This window comes from Providencia sp. PROV269 (assembly GCF_028477785.1).
GTDB lineage: Bacteria > Pseudomonadota > Gammaproteobacteria > Enterobacterales > Enterobacteriaceae > Providencia > Providencia rettgeri.
Window position 1 is genome coordinate 251442 of sequence record NZ_JAMPLV010000006.1, and the last position, 19445, is coordinate 270886.

The window sequence follows — 19445 nt, forward strand, 5'->3', positions numbered from 1 at the left end:
AAACTGATTACTCACCAATTTTCTCGAATCGAGCATTTGTATTGGGGGTAATGAACATAGCATCACCATAACTAAAAAAGCGGTATTTTTGTTCAACGGCTTCTTTATATGCATTCATGGTGTTTTTGTATCCAGCAAACGCAGAAACCAACATAATTAATGTCGATTCCGGTAAGTGGAAGTTGGTGATCAGTGCATCTATCACCTGATATTCATACCCTGGATAAATAAAGATTTGGGTATCATCAAAAAATGGAGCAATTAAAGCATCTTGGCTCGCTTTTGCGGCACTTTCGAGCGACCGAACGGACGTTGTTCCAACAGCGATAACGCGGTTACCTCGTGCTTTACAGGCTAAAACAGCGTCTACGACCTCTTGTGGCACTTCTGCATATTCAGAATGCATAATGTGATCTTCGATAGTATCAACTCGTACAGGTTGAAAGGTACCGGCTCCCACATGCAATGTTACAAACGCCATTTCTACGCCTTTTTGGCGCAATGCTTCAAGTAACGGTTCATCAAAGTGTAAGCCCGCCGTTGGTGCTGCAACAGCCCCTGGTTTTTCACTATATACGGTTTGATAAAGTTCTTTATCTGATTCTTCATCAGGACGATCAATATAAGGCGGGAGAGGCATATGACCAATTTGGTTTAGAATGCTTAATACATCACGTTCATCGTCAAAACGCAGTTCAAACAATGCACCATGACGCGCGACCATCGTCGCATTCACGCTTTCATCTTCGCCTAGCAGTAATTCAGCCCCTTCTTTTGGTGCTTTTGATGCCCTAACATGAGCGAGCACGCGGTGTTCATCCAACATACGCTCAATCAGAACTTCAATTTTACCACCGCTAACTTTGCGCCCAAATAACCGTGCGGGGATCACGCGAGTGTTATTGAACACCAGCAAGTCACCATGCTCCAATTTTTCTAGAATATCGGTAAAAACACCATGCGTGAGCTGCCCTGAGCCGCCATCTAGGCTTAATAAACGGCAAGCACTACGCTCAGCCTGCGGATAATGGGCAATCAGTTCTTCAGGTAATTCAAAAGTAAAATCAGAAACACGCATTGTATTGACATCAATCTAAAAAAACAGGCGACTAGTCTAGTGCCGCACTGACTTTGGCGCAAGAAATAAGCGCAAGATCGGACAAAAAACCACCATTTTTTAACAAATAATTTGTTAGCAAAAAATTCTGCATACTATTTATCCATTCAAAGAATGAATGATTTCAATTTCAATAAACTTTTATAACAAATTGATTTCGACTTTTTTCTACTCGATAGGTATACCCATGAATTTCAAATTAGAGGAATTCTTTATTCCTCTGCCAAGTAATGTCCTGTGAGTTTCGAATTCAACATAATTACTGCTATAGTTTGAGCAATCAAAAAGTTAGCTAAGCTGCGTTGCATGTCCTATGGATTTCGAATCACAGGTAGGCAACTTACATAGATTCGAACTATCAAGAATATTTTTTCTTTTGTTTCTCAATGTTCATACCCCATGAATTTCGAATTAGAGCAAGGCAGCAAGCAAATTGATCCCTAGGAGCATACATCAGTATGTGACTAGGGTCGATTTGTGCAGCTAACACAGCTATAATTTGAAAGGCATCGGGTATATCATAGGAGGATGAATTACCTAGCTCACCTCCACCTGGCCCATCTCGCTGGCAGCTCCTTACTCGGCAACATCATGGCTGACTACGTCCGCGGTAACCCTGTGGGCCTTTACTCCCCCGAAATTGTCTCTGGTATCTTTATGCATCGAACTGTCGACCGCATTACAGATACTCACCCTTTAGTCAAAGAAGCTAAATTGTTATTTCGTGATGAATATCGCCGTGTTGCCCCCATAACATTGGATTTAGTTTGGGACCATTTTTTATCGCTGCATTGGTCAACTATTGAGCCATCAATACCGCTAGTAGACTTTGTACGTGACTGCCGAAAAATAATTGAGCCGCAGCTTTGTCATACCCCTGAAAAATTCCAGGAGTTAAATGAATATCTCTGGCCTCAACAGTGGCTAATACGCTATGCAGATAAAAATTATATTGGAAAATCACTGAGTGGGATGGCAAGAAGACGCCCCAAGCTCAGTGCGCTAAGTGGTTCATTTGATGATTTTTTATTGCAGTATGATGCGTTAGAAACTATTTTCTTTCAATTTTATCCGCAAATGATGGCTAATGCGCTGCAACATTTTTTTGTACAGAATGTCACAATTAACACAAAGGAATAAATTAAAGCTTGCACTTTAGTGGAATAAAACTATCTTATTGATATTAATTTGATAAACCAGTATTATTGATAGTTAAAACCTATCACAATAATCGGTTTAAATGACTTTATTGTCAAAAGATCTTTTTCTATTCTTTCAGAAGTCTAAATCCACACTATTTATCAGTGATTAAATAGACAGGACAAAAAACTTTAATTCAAACTCATAGGAGTAAATTATGGTTCTGGTAACACGTCAAGCCCCTGACTTTACTGCAGCAGCTGTTTTAGGTAACGGTGAAATCGTTGAAAACTTCAACTTAAAAAAACACATTGCTGGTAAACCTGCTGTCATCTTCTTCTGGCCAATGGATTTTACTTTCGTTTGCCCTTCAGAGCTGATCGCATTTGACCGCCGCTATGAAGAATTCCAAAAACGTGGTGTAGAAATCATCGGTGTTTCTTTTGACTCTGAGTTTGTTCATAACGCATGGCGTCAAACATCCGTAGATAAAGGCGGTATTGGTGAAGTTAAATACCCAATGGTTGCTGATATCAAACGTGAAATCATGGCAGCATACGGCATCGTGCACCCAGATGCAGGCGTTGCACTGCGTGGCTCTTTCCTCGTTGACAAAAAAGGTGTTGTTCGCCACCAAGTGGTTAATGACCTACCATTAGGCCGTAATATCGACGAAATGCTGCGTATGGTTGACGCGCTGCAATTCCACGAAGAGCACGGTGATGTTTGCCCAGCTCAGTGGGAAAAAGGCCAAGAAGGTATGAATGCATCTCCAAAAGGCGTTGCTGACTACCTGACTAAAAACTCTGCAAAACTGTAATTCGTTACGCGAGTTTTAGAAAAGCGGGCATCAAGCCCGCTTTTTACTTTTGTGAACCAAGTCTATCTTTTCTCTTCCTACTCGCAATTATTCCACTCAGTTAACAATTCTTAACTCAAATACTCAATGTTTTGTATTATTGTGTGCTATACATTAAAAACACAAATAATTAACAAACTATTCATATTGAATATTTGTGCGATAGAACAACTCAATTAACCCTAACTGGGAGATACGAATGATAAAAACATCATTACGCCCTGCGGTTCTATTTCTTTCCTTACTTGTTTCTAATCAGCTGTATGCCGCTTCTGAACCTGCCGTTGAAGCAAAAAAAGGTATGGTTGTTTCCTCCCAACATTTAGCATCACAAATTGGGGCTGATATTCTAAAATCAGGCGGCAATGCTATTGATGCCGCTGTTGCGGTAGGATATGCACAAGCCGTAGTTAACCCTTGCTGTGGCAATATCGGCGGTGGTGGCTTTATGACTATTCATCTAGCCGATGGCAAAGATTTATTTATTAATTTCAGAGAAACCGCGCCCGGTGCCGCTAGTGCAGATATGTATTTAGACAAAGACGGTAAGTTAATCAAAGATGCGAGCCTATATGGCTACCTCGCGTCAGGTGTACCAGGTACCGTTAAAGGCCTAGACTATGCCTTAGAAAAATACGGTACGATGAGCCGCCAGCAAGTAATGGCGCCGGCTATTAAATTAGCAAGAGAAGGCTTTGTGCTGACTAGAGCGGATACTGATGTCCTCGACACCACGACAGAACGTTTTAAACAAGACCCAGAAGTCGCACGTATCTTCTTAAAACCGGATGGTCGTTCTTTCCAACCCGGTGACTTGTTAGTTCAGACCGATTTAGCTAACACCTTAGAAAAAATTGCCCAAAATGGCCCTTCTGCTTTTTACGAAGGAGAAATCCCCAAAATTGTGGAAGAAGCCTCTAAGAAAAATGGCGGCATCTTAACCGCAAAAGATTTTGCAGATTTTACTATCACAGATACAGCGCCTGTTAGCTGTACCTATAGAGGCTATCAATTTATTTCTGCACCACCACCAAGTTCAGGTGGAGTGACTATCTGCCAAACGCTTAATATCTTAGAAGGGTATGACCTCAAAGAAATGGGCTTTAACTCCGCGGACTATATTCATACTCTAACGGAAGCGATGCGCCATGCTTATATGGACAGAAATACCTTCCTCGGTGATCCTGAGTTTGTCGATAACCCAACGGAAAAGCTACTCAGCAAAGCCTATGCAGAAGAGTTACGCAAAGAAATCAAACCCAACCAAGCAACGCCATCCACGCAAGTTCAACCAGGAATAGGGCCTCACGAAAAACCGGAGACCACGCATTACTCTGTCGTCGATGAAAAAGGAAATGCGGTTTCAACTACTTACACGATTAATGGTCGCTTTGGCTCTGTGGTGATCCCGCCCGGAACTGGCTTTTTCTTAAACGATGAAATGGATGACTTCACCACCAAAGTAGGTGAAAAAAACCTGTATGGTTTAGTACAAGGTGAACGCAATTCTATTGCACCAGGTAAGCGCCCACTGTCATCCATGAGCCCAACTATCGTAACGAAAGATGGCAAAGTATTTCTAGTTCTCGGTTCACCCGGAGGCTCACGAATTATTTCGATTACGCTGCAAACCGCTTTAAATATTATCGACCATGGTATGCCACCACAAGAAGCCGTTAATGCACCGCGTATTCACCACCAGTGGCTCCCTGATGAGGTTTATTATGAGCAAAGAGGCGTTTCTAAAGACACCTTAGCACTACTCGATAAAATGGGTTACCAGATGGTTGAACAAACACCGTGGGGTGCCGCCGAGCTGATTATGGTCGCGATCCCTGAAGGAGCTGGTGTTAGTGCCAAATCTTCGGGTAATGATTCCGCTGTTTCAGGGAAAGTTCGCGAAGGTTTCATTTATGGCTCTAACGATGTACGTCGCCCAGCAGGGAGTGCTGTCGGTGTTGATTAATGGCCTAATAAAATAGAAAAAGGAGCTATTTAGCTCCTTTTTTGTAATTTCAATTAATTACACTTGCTTATGCTGTGCAGCAGGTGACACAAACTTATCGCATAAAATAGCCACGACCATCACAACAACAGTTGGTAATACCCAGACTAAGTCTTGTTTATACAGTGGCATTGCTGTCATCCATTCAGGAATATAACCTTTAAGATGGTCTGACGCTTTTACGGCACCGATTAAACCGACGACAAAGCTAACTAACATTGTCGGCGCAATCACTATCGTTGGGTTTTTCCACCACTTCAAAGTAAAGCTTAATAAAATTAAGACAATACAAGGTGGATAAATTGAAACTAGCACGGGTAATGAGAAGGCGATTAACTTACTCAAACCTAAGTTTGAGATCACCATGGAGAACACACCCAAGATCAATACCAGTTTACGGTAAGAAATCGGTACATAGCGGCTAAAGAACTCGGCACAGGCACAAGTTAAACCCACGGCAGTTACCATACAGGCAACAAAGATTAATACCGCAAGGAAGAAGCTACCGTAATTACCAAAAGTATATTGAACATAGGTATGTAAAATATCAGCGCCATCAGCAGGGTTTGGAATTAACGAACCGCTATTCTCACCAAGCTTAAACAAGGACAAATAGACCAGAGTTAATAATACCCCTGCAATTAACCCTGCCCACATAGTGTAACGGGTTAATAGTGAAGAGTTTTCGATACCCCTTGAACGCGCCGCATTAACAATAACGATACCAAATACCATAGCACCAAGGGTATCCATAGTTAGATAACCATTGATAAAGCCATTCGAGAAAGCCATCTCACGGTATTCTATTGTAGAAGGGATCGGATCCCCCGCAGGCCACATGACAGCCGCAATACCCAAAATAGCCAAGGCTAACATTTTTACAGGTGCTAAAATGTGCCCAACGCTATCGAGCAGTTTTCCGGGATATAGTGAAATACCGATAACTAGAACGAAGTAAACTACGCTGTAGATAAGTAACAGCATATCGGACTCACCACCGAATAAAGGTGCGATACCGACTTTATAGGATACAGTCGCCGTTCTTGGCGTTGCAAATAGAGGCCCTACAGACAAATAAGCAACAACCGCCAATAGTAACCCTGCCGTTTTGCCAACGGGTGTACTGAGCGCTTCAATGCCCCCACCCACTTTAGCTAGCGCAATAACGGTTAAAACAGGTAAACCCACGCCTGTAACCAAAAACCCTAGTGCCGCAGTCCAAACTTGTTCCCCTGCCTGCAAGCCAACCATGGGAGGAAAGATAATGTTTCCTGCCCCTACGAATAACGCAAAAGTCATAAAGCCTAATGCGATGATATCTCTTGATGATAAACGATGAGCCATATTATGTTATTTTTAAGTGACAAAATAGAAAATTATGGGTTTACACTTAGCAACCCTTTGAAATATATATAGCGAGATAGAATTCTGATAAACATACTGTTAACAATATAAAAAAGCATGTTTGTTTGTATCATACGAAATGAAAAGTCAAAAAACAGAAAAATTCGCCAATAACTGACAACAAGTAGAACTTTTATAGGGCAAAAAGGCAATAGCAAACCGAAAAACAAGAATAAATAACTAAACTAATTTTCAGAACTAGTGATTACTTTCAGTAAAATCCCAATACTCGTTATATGCTTTGCTCGAAAAATGAACAACCCGTCTTTTTCTGGTGATTAAAATTGATTATTTAACAGAATATATAATTAATGTGATAGCAATAATCAGCATTAAATATATATGTTTTGAATTTAATACAGGTATGGATTGATAAATAGAAATAATCCACTTTATTAATATTTTGATTATATTAACAAAGTGGAATTATTTACCCATTTTTAAGTTTTTTGTCATCAACAATAAATACTGGCGGTAAAGTAAATGAAAACTCACTCCCTTTACCTAATTGACTTGTTACCACCAATTGGCTGCTATGGTGCTGTAATGCATGTTTAACAATAGCCAACCCAAGGCCGGTACCTCCACCGCCTTGGCGGGAGCGTGCTTTATCTACCCGATAAAACCGTTCTGTCAAACGAGGAATATGCTCTGTAGGTATCCCTTGCCCGTTATCTCTCACACTAAAACGAGCACCCTGACCATTTCTTTGCCATTCAACCCAAATTTTGGTGCCTTCTGGCGTATGGCTGATTGCGTTATAGACTAAATTCGCCACTGCACTTCGTAATTGTTCTTCATTACCATGGACACGCAATTTTTCATCAACATGAAATTCAAACTGGTGGCGCCCTTGGCTTAAACTTAACGCTTCTTGCTCAATCATTTTGAGAATGACAGGGATATTCACTTGCTCATCAAGGTTAATTTGAGGAGCAATTTCTATACGTGATAACTGCAAAAGCTGTTTAACCAAGTTATCCATACGATGAGTTTGCTCTTGCATGACATGCAGTGCTTTTTTATTGGCCGCAGTGACATTTTCTTGGTCATCCATGACCTCAAGGTAGCCTTGAATGACAGTAAGAGGAGTTCGTAATTCATGGCTTACATTCGCAAAGAAGTCCCTACGGGCCTTTTCCAAACGGCGTTTTTCTGTCACATCTCGAGCTACCATCAATAACTGCCCTTCGGTATACGGCAAGATACGAAATTCAACAATTTCACCACTATTGAGCTCGATAGTCAGCGCTTGGTCATAACGCTTAATGGTGAAGTATCGGCTAAAATCTGGGTAACGTAATAAATTAAAAATATGTTGGCCATTATCTTCAGGCCAACGGAAACCGAGTAAAGCCTGCGCATGACGATTACACCAGAAGATATTCCCTTCTGTTGTCATCATAACCACCGCATCAGGTAGTGATTCTGCACCACTACGAAACCGTTTAATTAACTGGCCTAGCTCACGACGGCGTTTACGATTACGTTGTTGCATCTGGTAGATGCCATAAAATATCGGTTCCCACCCTCCTTTCCCCTCGGGTGGTAACATGCTTTTATCGAGCCACAACCAGTAAGAAAGTTTAAGTAGGTTATACCCATGCCATGTCAGTGCAGCAAGTAGCGATATCACTAATAGCCACGCTAGGTGGCCAATAAAAACCGATAAGATAAGGGCGGGTAAGATAAATAAAAACAGCCCCCAAATCAGCTGCTTAATCGATAAACGTTCAAGCACGCATGCCTCTCCCTTTGTGGTTTTTAGTAACGGATAGAAAAACGATAACCTGTACCGCGTACAGTTTGTACCATTTTATCATGACCTTCCGTCTCTAGTGCCTTTCTTAACCGCCTAATATGGACATCAACGGTTCTATCTTCCACATACACATTGGCTCCCCATACATAATTTAGTAGCTGTTCTCTACTATATACGCGTTCAGGGTGAGTCATGAAGAAATGCAGTAATTTATATTCAGTTGGCCCCATATCGATAGGGATTTCATTGCTGGTCACACGATGAGAAGTAGGGTCTAACGTTAACCCATTCATTTCAATAATATCTTCCGTCGCCATTGGTGAAATACGACGTAAAATTGCCTTTACCCGAGCGATTAATTCCTTTGGTGAAAACGGCTTAATCAGATAGTCATCCGCGCCAACTTCCAAACCTTTTACGCGGTCTTCTTCTTCTCCTCGTGCGGTTAACATCATGACAGGAACGTCACGTGTTGCGCTATCACGCTTCATATGCTTAATTACTTGGATACCGGAGCCCCCTGGGATCATCCAATCCAGTAGTACGAGATCGGGTAGAGGGTCAACGAGTTGTGCAATCGCACTGTCATAATCATCAGCTTCAATAGGCTGAAAACCATTCTGTTCTAATACAAAACAAACCATTTCTCGGATGGGCGCTTCATCTTCAACAACTAGAATGCGTCTTGCCATGATTGTTCCTGTAAAATTAAGAAGACATTTAAAATGTGAAAGCATTATGCGTCACTTTTATGACAGAATTATGAATATCAATGAGCAAAACTCATATTAATCTTTATTTTAGCGGTTAAATGTCATTTAAGTGAAATATTTCCGCAACATGGTAATAAAGCCGCAAACATCCCTCAACGAGTTATCTGGATCAGGTATACTCAGTTATCGAACGCTCGTGCACATTATTGTTGATAGGAATTGATAGCTCATGCGCATTATTCATACTTCAGACTGGCACCTTGGTCAGTATTTTTTTACCAAAAGCCGTGCGCCTGAGCACCAACATTTCTTGAATTGGCTCGTTGAACAAGTGGAATTACATCACGTTGATGCAGTCATCGTTGCTGGTGATATCTTCGATACAGGCTCTCCGCCTAGCTATGCACGTGAACTGTACAACAAATTTATTGTTGATTTACAAAAAACAGGCTGCCAATTAGTCATTTTAAGCGGTAATCACGACTCAGTTTCTGTACTCAATGAATCAAGTGCTCTGCTTCGTTACTTAAATACACAAGTCATTACGTCGGGAAGTGAGCCCCATGTTATTACCTTAGTCAATAAACAGGCTCAACCTATTGGTTTAGTCTGTGCCATTCCTTTTTTACGCCCTCGAGATATTCAACTAAGTATTGCAGGGCAAGATATTGAAGAGAAACAACGCTCGCTGCAAACAGCTATTCATGATCATTACCAAGCCAGCTACCAACTCGCGCTAGAACAGCGAACCGCTTTGGGGCTGGATATTCCAATTATTGCAACAGGCCATTTAACTGTTGTCGGCGCAGCCTTAACTGACTCTGTACGAGATATTTATATTGGTACGTTAGATGCGTTTCCTTCAGGGGCTTTTCCCCCCGCTGACTATATTGCCCTTGGCCATATTCACCGGCCCCAAGTGATTGGAGGACAAGAAAATATTCGCTACTGCGGTTCACCTATTGCATTGAGCTTTGACGAAACAACACAACAAAAAAGTGTCTGCCTTGTTGAATTCAGCGGAAGTGAATTGACTCAAATCACACCACTGGAAATCCCGACTATTCAGCCATTACAAAGTATTAAAGGCTCCTTAAACCAAATAGAACAGCAATTAGAGATATGGAAAGATTACCAAGGTGATAAACCGGTTTGGCTTGATATTGAAGTTGCTTCACAAGATTACCTCGCTGATATCCAACAACGTATTGAAGCTTTGACACAAGACCTCCCAGTCGAAGTCGTAATACTACGCCGTGCACGCAAGCAAATACAGGGACAAAGCCAAACCTTGGCCAATGAAACATTGAGTGAACTCACCGTAGAAGACGTTTTTTTACGCCGCCTTGCTCAAGAGTCTTTAGAAGATCCTGAGCGTGAACAGCGTCTATTCCAGCTATTTCAACAATCTTATGACGCATTGCAACTGAGCAAGGAAAGTTAATATGAAAATTTTAAGTTTACGTTTAAAAAATATTAACTCTCTTAGAGGTGAATGGAAAATTGATTTCACTGAAGAGCCATTTGCTAGCAATGGCCTGTTTGCCATTACGGGTGCCACTGGTGCAGGGAAAACAACCTTATTGGATGCGATTTGCCTCGCGCTTTATCACCGAACACCGCGTTTAAAAACCATTTCTAATGCACAAAATGAACTGATGACTCGCCATACAGGGGAATGCCTCGCGGAGGTAGAGTTTGAGGTCAAAGGTAAAGCTTATCGAGCCTTTTGGAGCCAACGACGGGCTGGAGGGAAACCTGATGGCAATTTACAACAGCCTAAAGCTGAGCTTGCAACGGTTGCTGATGGTAAAATATTGACCGTAAAAATCACAGAGATAAAAGAATTAGTGGCGCAAATAACAGGGCTTGATTATGAGCGTTTTACTAAATCCATTTTACTCTCCCAAGGGGACTTCGCGGCTTTTTTAAATGCCTCTGAGAAAGAACGCGCTGATTTACTTGAAGAAATTACAGGCACCGAAATTTATAGCCAAATTTCAATTTATGTTTTTAATCAACACAAGCAAGCCAAAATTGACTTAGATTTGCTAAAAGCAAAAGCGCAAAACATTAATTTACTCACAGAAGTAGAACATCAAGAATTATTGGTACAGCAAAACGATTTGCTTGAACAAGAAGCACAAACCAAGCAACAGCGTGCTCGCCACCAACAAGGGGTTAATTGGTGGCAACAATATCATCAACTCACCCAGCGCATGCAATCACTTGATGAAGAACTCAAAAAAAACGAACTTGAGCTCCAAGCCGCGCAACCTCAATTAAAAAGATTAGCTGATAGTGCCCCTGCGGAATCCCTTCGTCCATTATGGCAGGAAGTTGAACGACAACAGCAACAACTCACTGAATACACGAATAAACAACACCATTTGAAACTTAGCTTGCAAACCCAACAAACTGAGCGCGCCCCACTGCAAGAAAAGTTGTTTAAATCGCAATCCGAGTATCAACAACACCTTGATTTTGCCAAACAACAACATCAATTGATTGATGAAACAGTCAGGCCTCTTGATAACCAAATTGCACAATTGAAACAGCAACAATCTGAAATTAAACAGCAAATTGAACAACAACAAATCACTCTTCAGCAAAAGCAATGCTTTGTTAGTGAAACGCAAAGTCAGATCCAAAATGCGTACATTGAGTTAAAAAAACACAATATATTCCTAGAAGAACACCCAAAAGACGCTGAGCTCAGTTCACAAATAGGCAGTTGGCAACAACAAGGCCATTTTATTTTCGAATTAGCTGATAAACTGGCCAGCTTGCACGAAAAACAACAGATACTTTCAAATGAAGTCGAGCAGTTACAGCGGCAACAGCAGCAGCAAACAGAGAAATTATCCCAAAAACGTCTCGAGTTAGAGCACAGCACTGTAGCGTTCAAAAAACAAGAAGAAATCTACAAGCGAAACCAAGAAAAACATGACATTAACACCATCAATCAACACATTGAACAGCTACAAGCACGTTTGCAACATGCTAAGTTATTGCCATTAATATTATCTCAATGCCTTAATGCGCAAACGCAAAAACAGAAACAGCTCCAAAAAGATGTTGAATTAGCGCAAGATATCATCACTACGCAAAAAGCGTTGAGCCTTGCGGTAACACATATTAATGAATTGACCCCACTCATCAAACTAACCAATGATAAATTACAATTAGAACAAAAAATTGTCAGCCTAGAGCATGAGCGCCAGCAACTAATAGCAGGTAACCCCTGCCCATTATGTGGTTCAACAGAACACCCGGCAGTTAACGATTATCAATCAATCCATCTCAGTGAAACACAGCAACAACTCATTGAACTAACAAATAAACTCGACCAATTAAAACAACAACAAACTCAGTTAGAATCACAACTTCACACACAAAAACAACGTCAAAACGAAAATTTACAGCAACAGCAGCAAATCAATGAACAATTCGATGTATTTAACCAACAGTGGCAAAAGACATGTGAGCAAGCACTCACACCTGAGTTGGCCCAAAATGAACAAGCCGTTACGCTCTTTGTTAATCAATTAACAGAGCAATTGGCGACGCAACAGAAAATAGTTGTGGATATGGCTGCTCTTGAGCGTGAATACCAGCAAACCAAACATCATTTACACGAACAACAAGCAAGCTTTACCCAGTTGCAATCAGACCTGTTATTAGTCGAAGAACGCTTAAAAAACCAAACACAACAACATGATGAGTTGCAAAAAGAACAGAGCCAATTCCAACAACGTAAACAGAGACAAATAGAGCAGTGGCAATCTACCCTAGCGCCATTTAACTTAAATGTGCCAGATAAAGATAAGTTCGATGAATGGGTTCTCGATATTACTCAGCGAAGTGAGCGTTTTAATAACCAAAAAATGGCGGCGCAAACACTTAGCCAACAAATTGAGGTCAATAATGCCACATTAAAAGTTGAGTCAGAGCAACTCAATATTCTCAATCAACAAATTGAACAAGAAAGAAATCGCCTTAAACAAATTGAGTTAGGTTTAGAGCAAAAAACAGCGCAACGAAAAACACTGCTTTCTGGCTTAGCTATCAGCCAATTTATTCAGCAGTTGAATGACAAACAAACCATACTTTTCCAAACTCAGGAACAATTAAGCAAACAACTCAATGAGGTTGATAAAGCCATCGCATCTATGAATGGAAGTTATCAAGAGCTCATTGACGCCTGTGAAAAAACAAAACTGGCGCAAATACAAGCTAATACCCTGTTTACTCAAGCACTTATGGATAGCCCATTTCGTCATCAACAAGCTTTCCTTGATGCGTTAATCAGTCATGAAGAAAAACAACAATTAGAAGCACTAAAACAACATATTAACCAAGCTCGCATACAGTGTGAAACGCGTTATAAAGAGGGGTTGCAGGCTATTGAAGCACTGAATCAACAGCGTATCACTGATTTTTCAGCGCTTAATGAAACGCAATTACAAACAATTGTTACTCAGTTCGATGAAGAAATTAAGCAAATAAACCAAAAACAAGGCCAGATAATTAACCAGCTCAGTACAGACAAGCAACTGCGCCATCAACAACAAGATTTGCTGCAACAAATAGAAAAAAGCCAATTAAGTTATGATGACTGGAGCTATCTCAGCTTACTTATTGGTTCTGCTGAAGGAGATAAATTCCGACGTTATGCGCAAGGCTTAACTTTGGACTGTTTAGTTTCTTTAGCAAATCAACAGCTTGAGAAACTTCATGGCCGCTATTTATTACAGCGTAGCCACCAAGCAAACCTTGAATTACAAGTTATTGATGGCTGGCAAGCGGATAGCATTCGAGATATTAAAACCCTTTCGGGTGGGGAAAGTTTTTTAGTGAGTTTAGCATTAGCTTTAGCGCTATCCGATATGGTAAGTCACCGTACACAATTAGAATCGCTCTTTTTAGACGAAGGTTTTGGTACTTTAGATGCAGAAACGTTAGATATTGCCCTTGATGCATTAGAAAGTTTAAATGCATCTGGCAAAACTATTGGCGTAATTAGCCATGTGGAAGCAATGAAAGAACGTATTCCCGTCCAAATTGCAGTGAAAAAAGGCAATGGGCTTGGCTTTAGCGAACTTCCCGCACAATATCGCATCACCTAACTCAATTTAGTGACCATTCAGGGTGGGAAATTTCCCCACCCTGATGATTAAATCGCCTCTAATGCTAATTCCAATGCATATTTAAGGTCATTCACATTTTCAATACCTATAGATAGACGAACTAAATTATCACTAATACCGATTTGCTCTCTGACCTTTTGAGCAACACCTGAATGAGTTGTCGATGCCGGATGGCTAGCGAGCGACTCAGTTCCCCCTAAACTAACCGCTAATTTAAAGATTGCTAAGTTGTCTAGAAAACGAAATGCATCCGCCTCATTATTCCCTACATTGATAGAGAAAGTTGAACCCGCTCCTGTACATTGTTTTTGATAAACTTGATGCTCTACACTCGCTTTCGGAAAAAAAGCAGGAAATTGCACTTTACTGACTTTAGGGTGCTGATGGAGATATTCAGCTAATATTTTTGCACTCTCATTTGCCCTTTCCATACGTAATTGTAATGTTTCTAACGACCGCCCTAACATCCAGCTAGAGTGAGGGTCAAGCTGTGTACCGATGGCATTACGTTGAGCTTTTACTTTCTTGACTAGCTTCTGACTTCCAACCACCGCACCTGCGACTAAGTCTGAATGCCCTCCCACATATTTAGTTAGTGAGTACACACTCAAATCTGCACCTAACGACAAAGGCTTTTGAAACACAGGCCCTAGCAACGTATTGTCGCAAATGACTAACGGAGTTTGCCCATTTTGCTTCGCAGCTATCTGCTTAGCCACATGGCTAATTAATTCAATATCAACAAGTGTATTCAATGGGTTAGATGGTGTTTCAATATAGATAGCCGCAATTTTTTGCTCTTTCCCGACTCGATTAGCAACTTCTAAGATAGATTTCTGCTCGTACCCATTTTGAAATGGAACCGAAGTTATTCCGAAACGAGCCAACGTGTTTAAAAATAGGGTTTCAGTTCCACCATAGAGTGGCTGAGAGTGGAGTAGTACATCACCCGGTTGCAATACTGCCATTAAGCAAGTTGTAATTGCCGACATACCGGAAGAAAATAGTGCTGCGCTTTCTGCACCTTCATACAGGGCTAGTCTATCTTCAACAATCTCACTATTTGGGTGGTTAAAACGTGAATACACCAGTCCTTGTTTCTGGTTTTCGCTTGTTTGTGTGCGCCCACTAACTAAATTAAAAAAATCTTTTCCTTCCTGAGCAGTTTTAAATACAAATGTAGATGTCAGAAAAACAGGCGGTTTAATTGATCCTTCTGAAAGCTTAGGGTCATACCCATAACTCATCATTAAAGTTTCTGGGGATAATTCTTTACCTTGTAAATCCTTTTTATAGCTTTGTTCTGACATTTTTAGCTCCAATACGGTTTATCATCATATCTCTAACGACTCGATTACTCAGATAATATTGTTATTACTTATTATTTGCTCATATTCCTTAGGATAAAAGCGACGAGTTACTGTTAAATGGGAACGCAATCGCCCTTTAATGACATTTTTTCCGAGATTGGTAAATAATGGGTTTAATGGATCGCTATCCGGCCCTAACGCTTGTTGTGCTAAATAATGGGGTAAATTTAATAATGGGACTTCTTCCGCAAAAATATTTGGTGTAATAAAATAAGCAATGGAATAGCGGGAATGACTATTTTTACGCCTAACAACTTGATGAACATTCGCACGTAAATAGCCATTAGTGGCTAATTCAAATACTTCTCCAATATTTACCACAAATGCATTTTCCAAAGGTTCAACATCTATCCAACCAGCATCAGTTTCAACTTGTAGCCCCCCACTATTATCCTGCCATAATAAGGTTAAAATTCCCGCATCTTTGTGCGCTCCAACCCCTTGCTCCCCTTCATTATTATCTTCCCTTGCCGGATAATGAATAAGTTTTAATAAATGTTGGGCAGGGTCGGCAATAATTTCATCAAAGCTATTTTCAGGCAATTCTAATGCAACTAAAAATGCTTTAATTAATTTTACCGCAATGGTTCGCATTTCACGTTGCCACGCAAGTGCTTGGGGTTTAAGTTCAGGTAAGGATTGTGGCCATTGGTTTGGCCCATGTAAATTAAACCAGATAGGGTCATCTTGATTAAGTTGTAATGCCGGTAACTCTTCGCCAATATCAATCTGTTCACGGTAATCTGGCTGGCTACGAGTGCTCTCTTCAGTGGATGCCGTGTACCCTCGAAAATGCTTTGAGTATTCCATCGAGATACTTTCTTTTTCGCTTTGAGGTAAGGCAAAAAATTGCTTGGTTGTCGCTAATAATTGCTCTCGGGTGCCAACGGAAATATTATGCCCAACGAGATAAAAAAAGCCAATTTCCCTGGCAATAAAGCGCAATTTTTTATAGAAACTCTCTCGTGTTTCAGGGTTTTCAAGCTCATGTAAATCAATAATAGGTAATTGTGTGATAGACATATTAATCGGCCTTTTTAAATATTTATTTAAATAATGAATAAAATTCACGATATATTCATCACTCGATTAAATACCACATCTGATATTACTAAAAATAATTTAAAACTATATCGATATAACTTTTTGAATATTTTAACCTCATATAACTAAAAAGAAAAAATGTGGAAAAAATATTATTTATAAAGCGTTATTTTTATTTGGTTAGATACTGATAACAAAACCAATTAGAGATCATCAAATGAAAAAACTACCTGCAGTGTTATTGTCTTTGTCGTTAACGGCCTTGGTGGCATGTTCCCAAGAAGAAAGCACTAACGAAACAACAGAGTCACAAAAAGCAGCATCACAAAAAATTATTATTGGTAGCCACGGTAGTGATGCAGATATATGGCAATTTATTGCTCAATCACCGGAAGCTAAAAAAGCCAACCTCGATATTGATGTCAAAATTATTGATGATGGAATAACACTTAATGTCGCCACTATTGACGGAGATGTTGATGTTAATGCATTTCAATCTTGGGGCTTTTTAAAAGATTTTAATAAAAGTCATAATAACCAATTAACCGCAATTTCAACCACCTATTTTGAGCCAATGGGCATATATTCGGTAAAGCATAAAAAATTGGCTGATTTACCTCAGCAATCTATCGTTGCCATTCCTAACGATGCCGCCAACCATATACGTGCACTTAAATTACTTGAAAAGTCAGGATTAATTGTATTAAAACCTGATTTCAACCAAGCCACAGGGTCTACTAATGATATTGTCTCGAACCCTAAGAACTTAGTGTTTAGGCAAATAAAATATGCTCATGGCCCAAGGGCATTACCTGATGTTGATATCGCAGTCATCGGTAATACAGCTGCACAAGAAGGTGGGTTAAATGTTTTAACTGACTCGTTATTTAGGGAAGAAAATGATGAGACTATTATCAATAATATCAATTTATTAGTCGTTAAAACAGATAACAAGGATAACCCCAAATTTGCCAAATTAGCAGAACTGTACCACACTGAAGCGGTAAGAAAGTACATCATTGATAATTTTGGCGGAACTAAAATCGAAATAACCAAAAATGTTAGTGAACTCAATTAAGTAAAACTAGTTATCATTCTTGCCTAGCAGGGTTACGCCTCTAGCTAGGCTCTTTCATTTCCCATATTCCTCCCCCTTTTATACTCAATTATTTTCTATGCATATTATTCATTAGTGTTTATTAATGTGGTTTTTTGCTATGAATCATCGCTAAAAATAAAAATAACCTATTGATTTTAAATCAATTAAATCCAACCCTTAACTTGGCGCAAAAATTTGAACCTTATCGTTAAATTTTTTTTCTATGATTTTTTATTCCCCACGTTATAGTAATAACCATTGAAACACACTACGGCTTCTAAGATTTATTCAATAACATGCCGTGCGCTAATGAAAAGCTAGGAGACTAAAATGTCTAACGCATTTATCGAAATGATTAAAAATCGTCGTACCATTTATAACCTCGGCGATGCTTTACCTGTATCAGAAGAACACGTCACGAAATTAATTAAAGAAGCAGTTAAACATTCACCATCATCATTTAACTCACAAACATCTCGTGTCGTAATTTTATTTGGTGCTGAACACAAAAAATTATGGAATATGACCAAAGAAGCACTACGTAAAATTGTTCCTGAGCAAGCCTTCGCTGCAACAGAACAAAAAATTGATAGCTTTGCTGCAGGTGCCGGTTCTATTCTGTTTTTTGAAGACCAAGACATCGTAAAAGGCTTACAAGAGCAATTTCCTTTATATGCGGATAACTTCCCAATTTGGTCTGAACAAGCCAGTGGTATCGCTCAATTCGCAGTCTGGACTGCATTATCACAAGAAAATATTGGTGCATCTTTACAACACTATAATCCACTGATTGATAATGACGTTCAAGCAGCATGGAATGTGCCTGCTAACTGGATATTACGCGCTCAAATGGTATTTGGTTCTATTAATTCACCAGCAGGTGATAAAGACTTTATGGACGATGATGTTCGTTTCAAAGTTTTCAAATAAGCTGAAATAATACTAAAATTTTAAATAATCCCCTCGTAATATACTTACGGGGGGATTTTATTTATATCATATTATTAAAGTGCATAGCTTAATGTCATCACTTATGATTTCCACCATTTAAAATATAATAATAACTTATTCTAAATTAATCTGCGCTATCGACAAAACATATTTATTAAAAATACTTTATCGAAATAAATATAAATATTTACAATTACACTGTTATTATTACACTTTCATTACCACTTGCTCATTAATTGATCAGAAGAAATTAAACAAATAGATAAATTGATACTTATCAACGAATTAATCAATCACCCCACTAAACTCTAAGTATATTTTCATTTTTAGTTTTGCATTATGGATATTTGAACTACACTAAAAGTGAAAGCACAAAAACACGCTTCATCGTGTAACGTGTTATTAAGGGGGTGGACTATGAAAGGTTTATCTTTACTAACATCTGTTGTTGCTATAATCATTTCAAGTTGTTCTTTCACCTATGCAGGCAATAATTCATCAGGAGGTACAATTTCATTTACAGGTTATATCTATGAGCCACAATGTTCAGTCAATGTTGAACATAAAGAGCAAGTTAATGTTAAGTGTTACCGGAAAGGTAAAGACATCTCAATAACCCGTTCTTTAAAAGAGGGTCAAAAGATAGAGTCTGAATATGTTAAAGTAGAATATGATAAATATTCTAAATTACCTATGTTGAATGTTTTTTATGAATAGTAATATGATGTCTACATTAAATTATAACCGCTCGGGGTATTAAACTTTAAAAGTGATGTTTATATTCCGAGCACTATTTTCCCTTATTATCCTCACTTCACGTTTTTTCCTCTA

At 39.5% G+C, this 19445-nt stretch carries 14 protein-coding genes; 8 read left to right on the forward strand and 6 right to left on the reverse strand.

The features are described 5' to 3' along the window. Window positions 1-7: 7 nt before the first annotated feature. On the reverse strand, window positions 8-1078 hold the full coding sequence (gene queA / locus PR683_RS11405; RefSeq protein WP_109911878.1) for a tRNA preQ1(34) S-adenosylmethionine ribosyltransferase-isomerase QueA: 1071 nt from the start codon (window positions 1076-1078) through the stop codon (window positions 8-10). Between the two features lie 567 nt (window positions 1079-1645). Between queA and PR683_RS11410 the strand changes: the two genes are divergently transcribed. The 3 genes from PR683_RS11410 (at window position 1646) to ggt (ending at window position 5082) form a co-directional block, all read left to right on the forward strand. Then, on the forward strand, window positions 1646-2257 hold the full coding sequence (locus PR683_RS11410; RefSeq protein ID WP_164528432.1) for an acyl carrier protein phosphodiesterase: 612 nt from the start codon (window positions 1646-1648) through the stop codon (window positions 2255-2257). Between the two features lie 217 nt (window positions 2258-2474). Next, the gene (locus PR683_RS11415; RefSeq protein ID WP_164528431.1) at window positions 2475-3077 is read left to right on the forward strand and encodes a peroxiredoxin C; all 603 of its coding nucleotides are present in this window, start codon (window positions 2475-2477) and stop codon (window positions 3075-3077) included. A 238-nt stretch (window positions 3078-3315) separates the two neighbouring features. Further along, the gene (gene ggt / locus PR683_RS11420) at window positions 3316-5082 is read left to right on the forward strand and encodes a gamma-glutamyltransferase (RefSeq protein ID WP_164528430.1); all 1767 of its coding nucleotides are present in this window, start codon (window positions 3316-3318) and stop codon (window positions 5080-5082) included. A gap of 57 nt (window positions 5083-5139) precedes the next feature. On the opposite strand, the gene brnQ is transcribed toward ggt, so the two are convergent. From brnQ to phoB, 3 genes are all read right to left on the reverse strand, one after another. After that, window positions 5140-6465, reverse strand: a complete 1326-nt coding sequence (gene brnQ, locus PR683_RS11425; protein ID WP_004914636.1) for a branched-chain amino acid transport system II carrier protein — start codon at window positions 6463-6465, stop codon at window positions 5140-5142. Window positions 6466-6955: 490 nt separating this feature from the next. Then, on the reverse strand, window positions 6956-8266 hold the full coding sequence (phoR, locus tag PR683_RS11430; RefSeq protein ID WP_004914637.1) for a phosphate regulon sensor histidine kinase PhoR: 1311 nt from the start codon (window positions 8264-8266) through the stop codon (window positions 6956-6958). 23 nt (window positions 8267-8289) lie between these two features. Beyond that, complete coding sequence (gene phoB / locus PR683_RS11435) at window positions 8290-8979, reverse strand: phosphate regulon transcriptional regulator PhoB (protein ID WP_004914638.1); 690 nt, start codon at window positions 8977-8979, stop codon at window positions 8290-8292. A gap of 250 nt (window positions 8980-9229) precedes the next feature. Between phoB and sbcD the strand changes: the two genes are divergently transcribed. Next, window positions 9230-10444 carry an exonuclease subunit SbcD gene (gene sbcD / locus PR683_RS11440; RefSeq protein ID WP_272571426.1) on the forward strand — a complete coding sequence of 405 codons (1215 nt, stop codon included), beginning with the start codon at window positions 9230-9232 and terminating at the stop codon, window positions 10442-10444. 1 nt (window position 10445) lies between these two features. Continuing rightward, entirely contained in the window at window positions 10446-14129 is a 3684-nt protein-coding gene (locus PR683_RS11445; RefSeq protein WP_272571425.1) for an AAA family ATPase, read from the forward strand. Between the two features lie 47 nt (window positions 14130-14176). Here the strand turns inward: PR683_RS11445 and PR683_RS11450 are convergent, their stop codons facing one another. Together PR683_RS11450 and PR683_RS11455 are read right to left on the reverse strand one after the other, a co-directional pair. Then, complete coding sequence (locus PR683_RS11450) at window positions 14177-15460, reverse strand: cystathionine gamma-synthase family protein (RefSeq protein WP_272569153.1); 1284 nt, start codon at window positions 15458-15460, stop codon at window positions 14177-14179. A gap of 48 nt (window positions 15461-15508) precedes the next feature. Beyond that, entirely contained in the window at window positions 15509-16543 is a 1035-nt protein-coding gene (locus PR683_RS11455; RefSeq protein WP_109911871.1) for an isopenicillin N synthase family dioxygenase, read from the reverse strand. A 238-nt stretch (window positions 16544-16781) separates the two neighbouring features. On the opposite strand from PR683_RS11455, the gene PR683_RS11460 reads away from it, so the two are divergent. From PR683_RS11460 to PR683_RS11470, 3 genes are all read left to right on the forward strand, one after another. Beyond that, window positions 16782-17642 carry a MetQ/NlpA family ABC transporter substrate-binding protein gene (locus PR683_RS11460; RefSeq protein ID WP_272571424.1) on the forward strand — a complete coding sequence of 287 codons (861 nt, stop codon included), beginning with the start codon at window positions 16782-16784 and terminating at the stop codon, window positions 17640-17642. 351 nt (window positions 17643-17993) lie between these two features. Next, window positions 17994-18593 (forward strand): nitroreductase family protein, encoded by a 600-nt coding sequence (locus PR683_RS11465; RefSeq protein ID WP_004914649.1) that lies wholly within the window; start codon window positions 17994-17996, stop codon window positions 18591-18593. A 438-nt stretch (window positions 18594-19031) separates the two neighbouring features. Then, window positions 19032-19331, forward strand: a complete 300-nt coding sequence (locus PR683_RS11470; protein ID WP_004914650.1) for a hypothetical protein — start codon at window positions 19032-19034, stop codon at window positions 19329-19331. Window positions 19332-19445 lie beyond the last annotated feature (114 nt).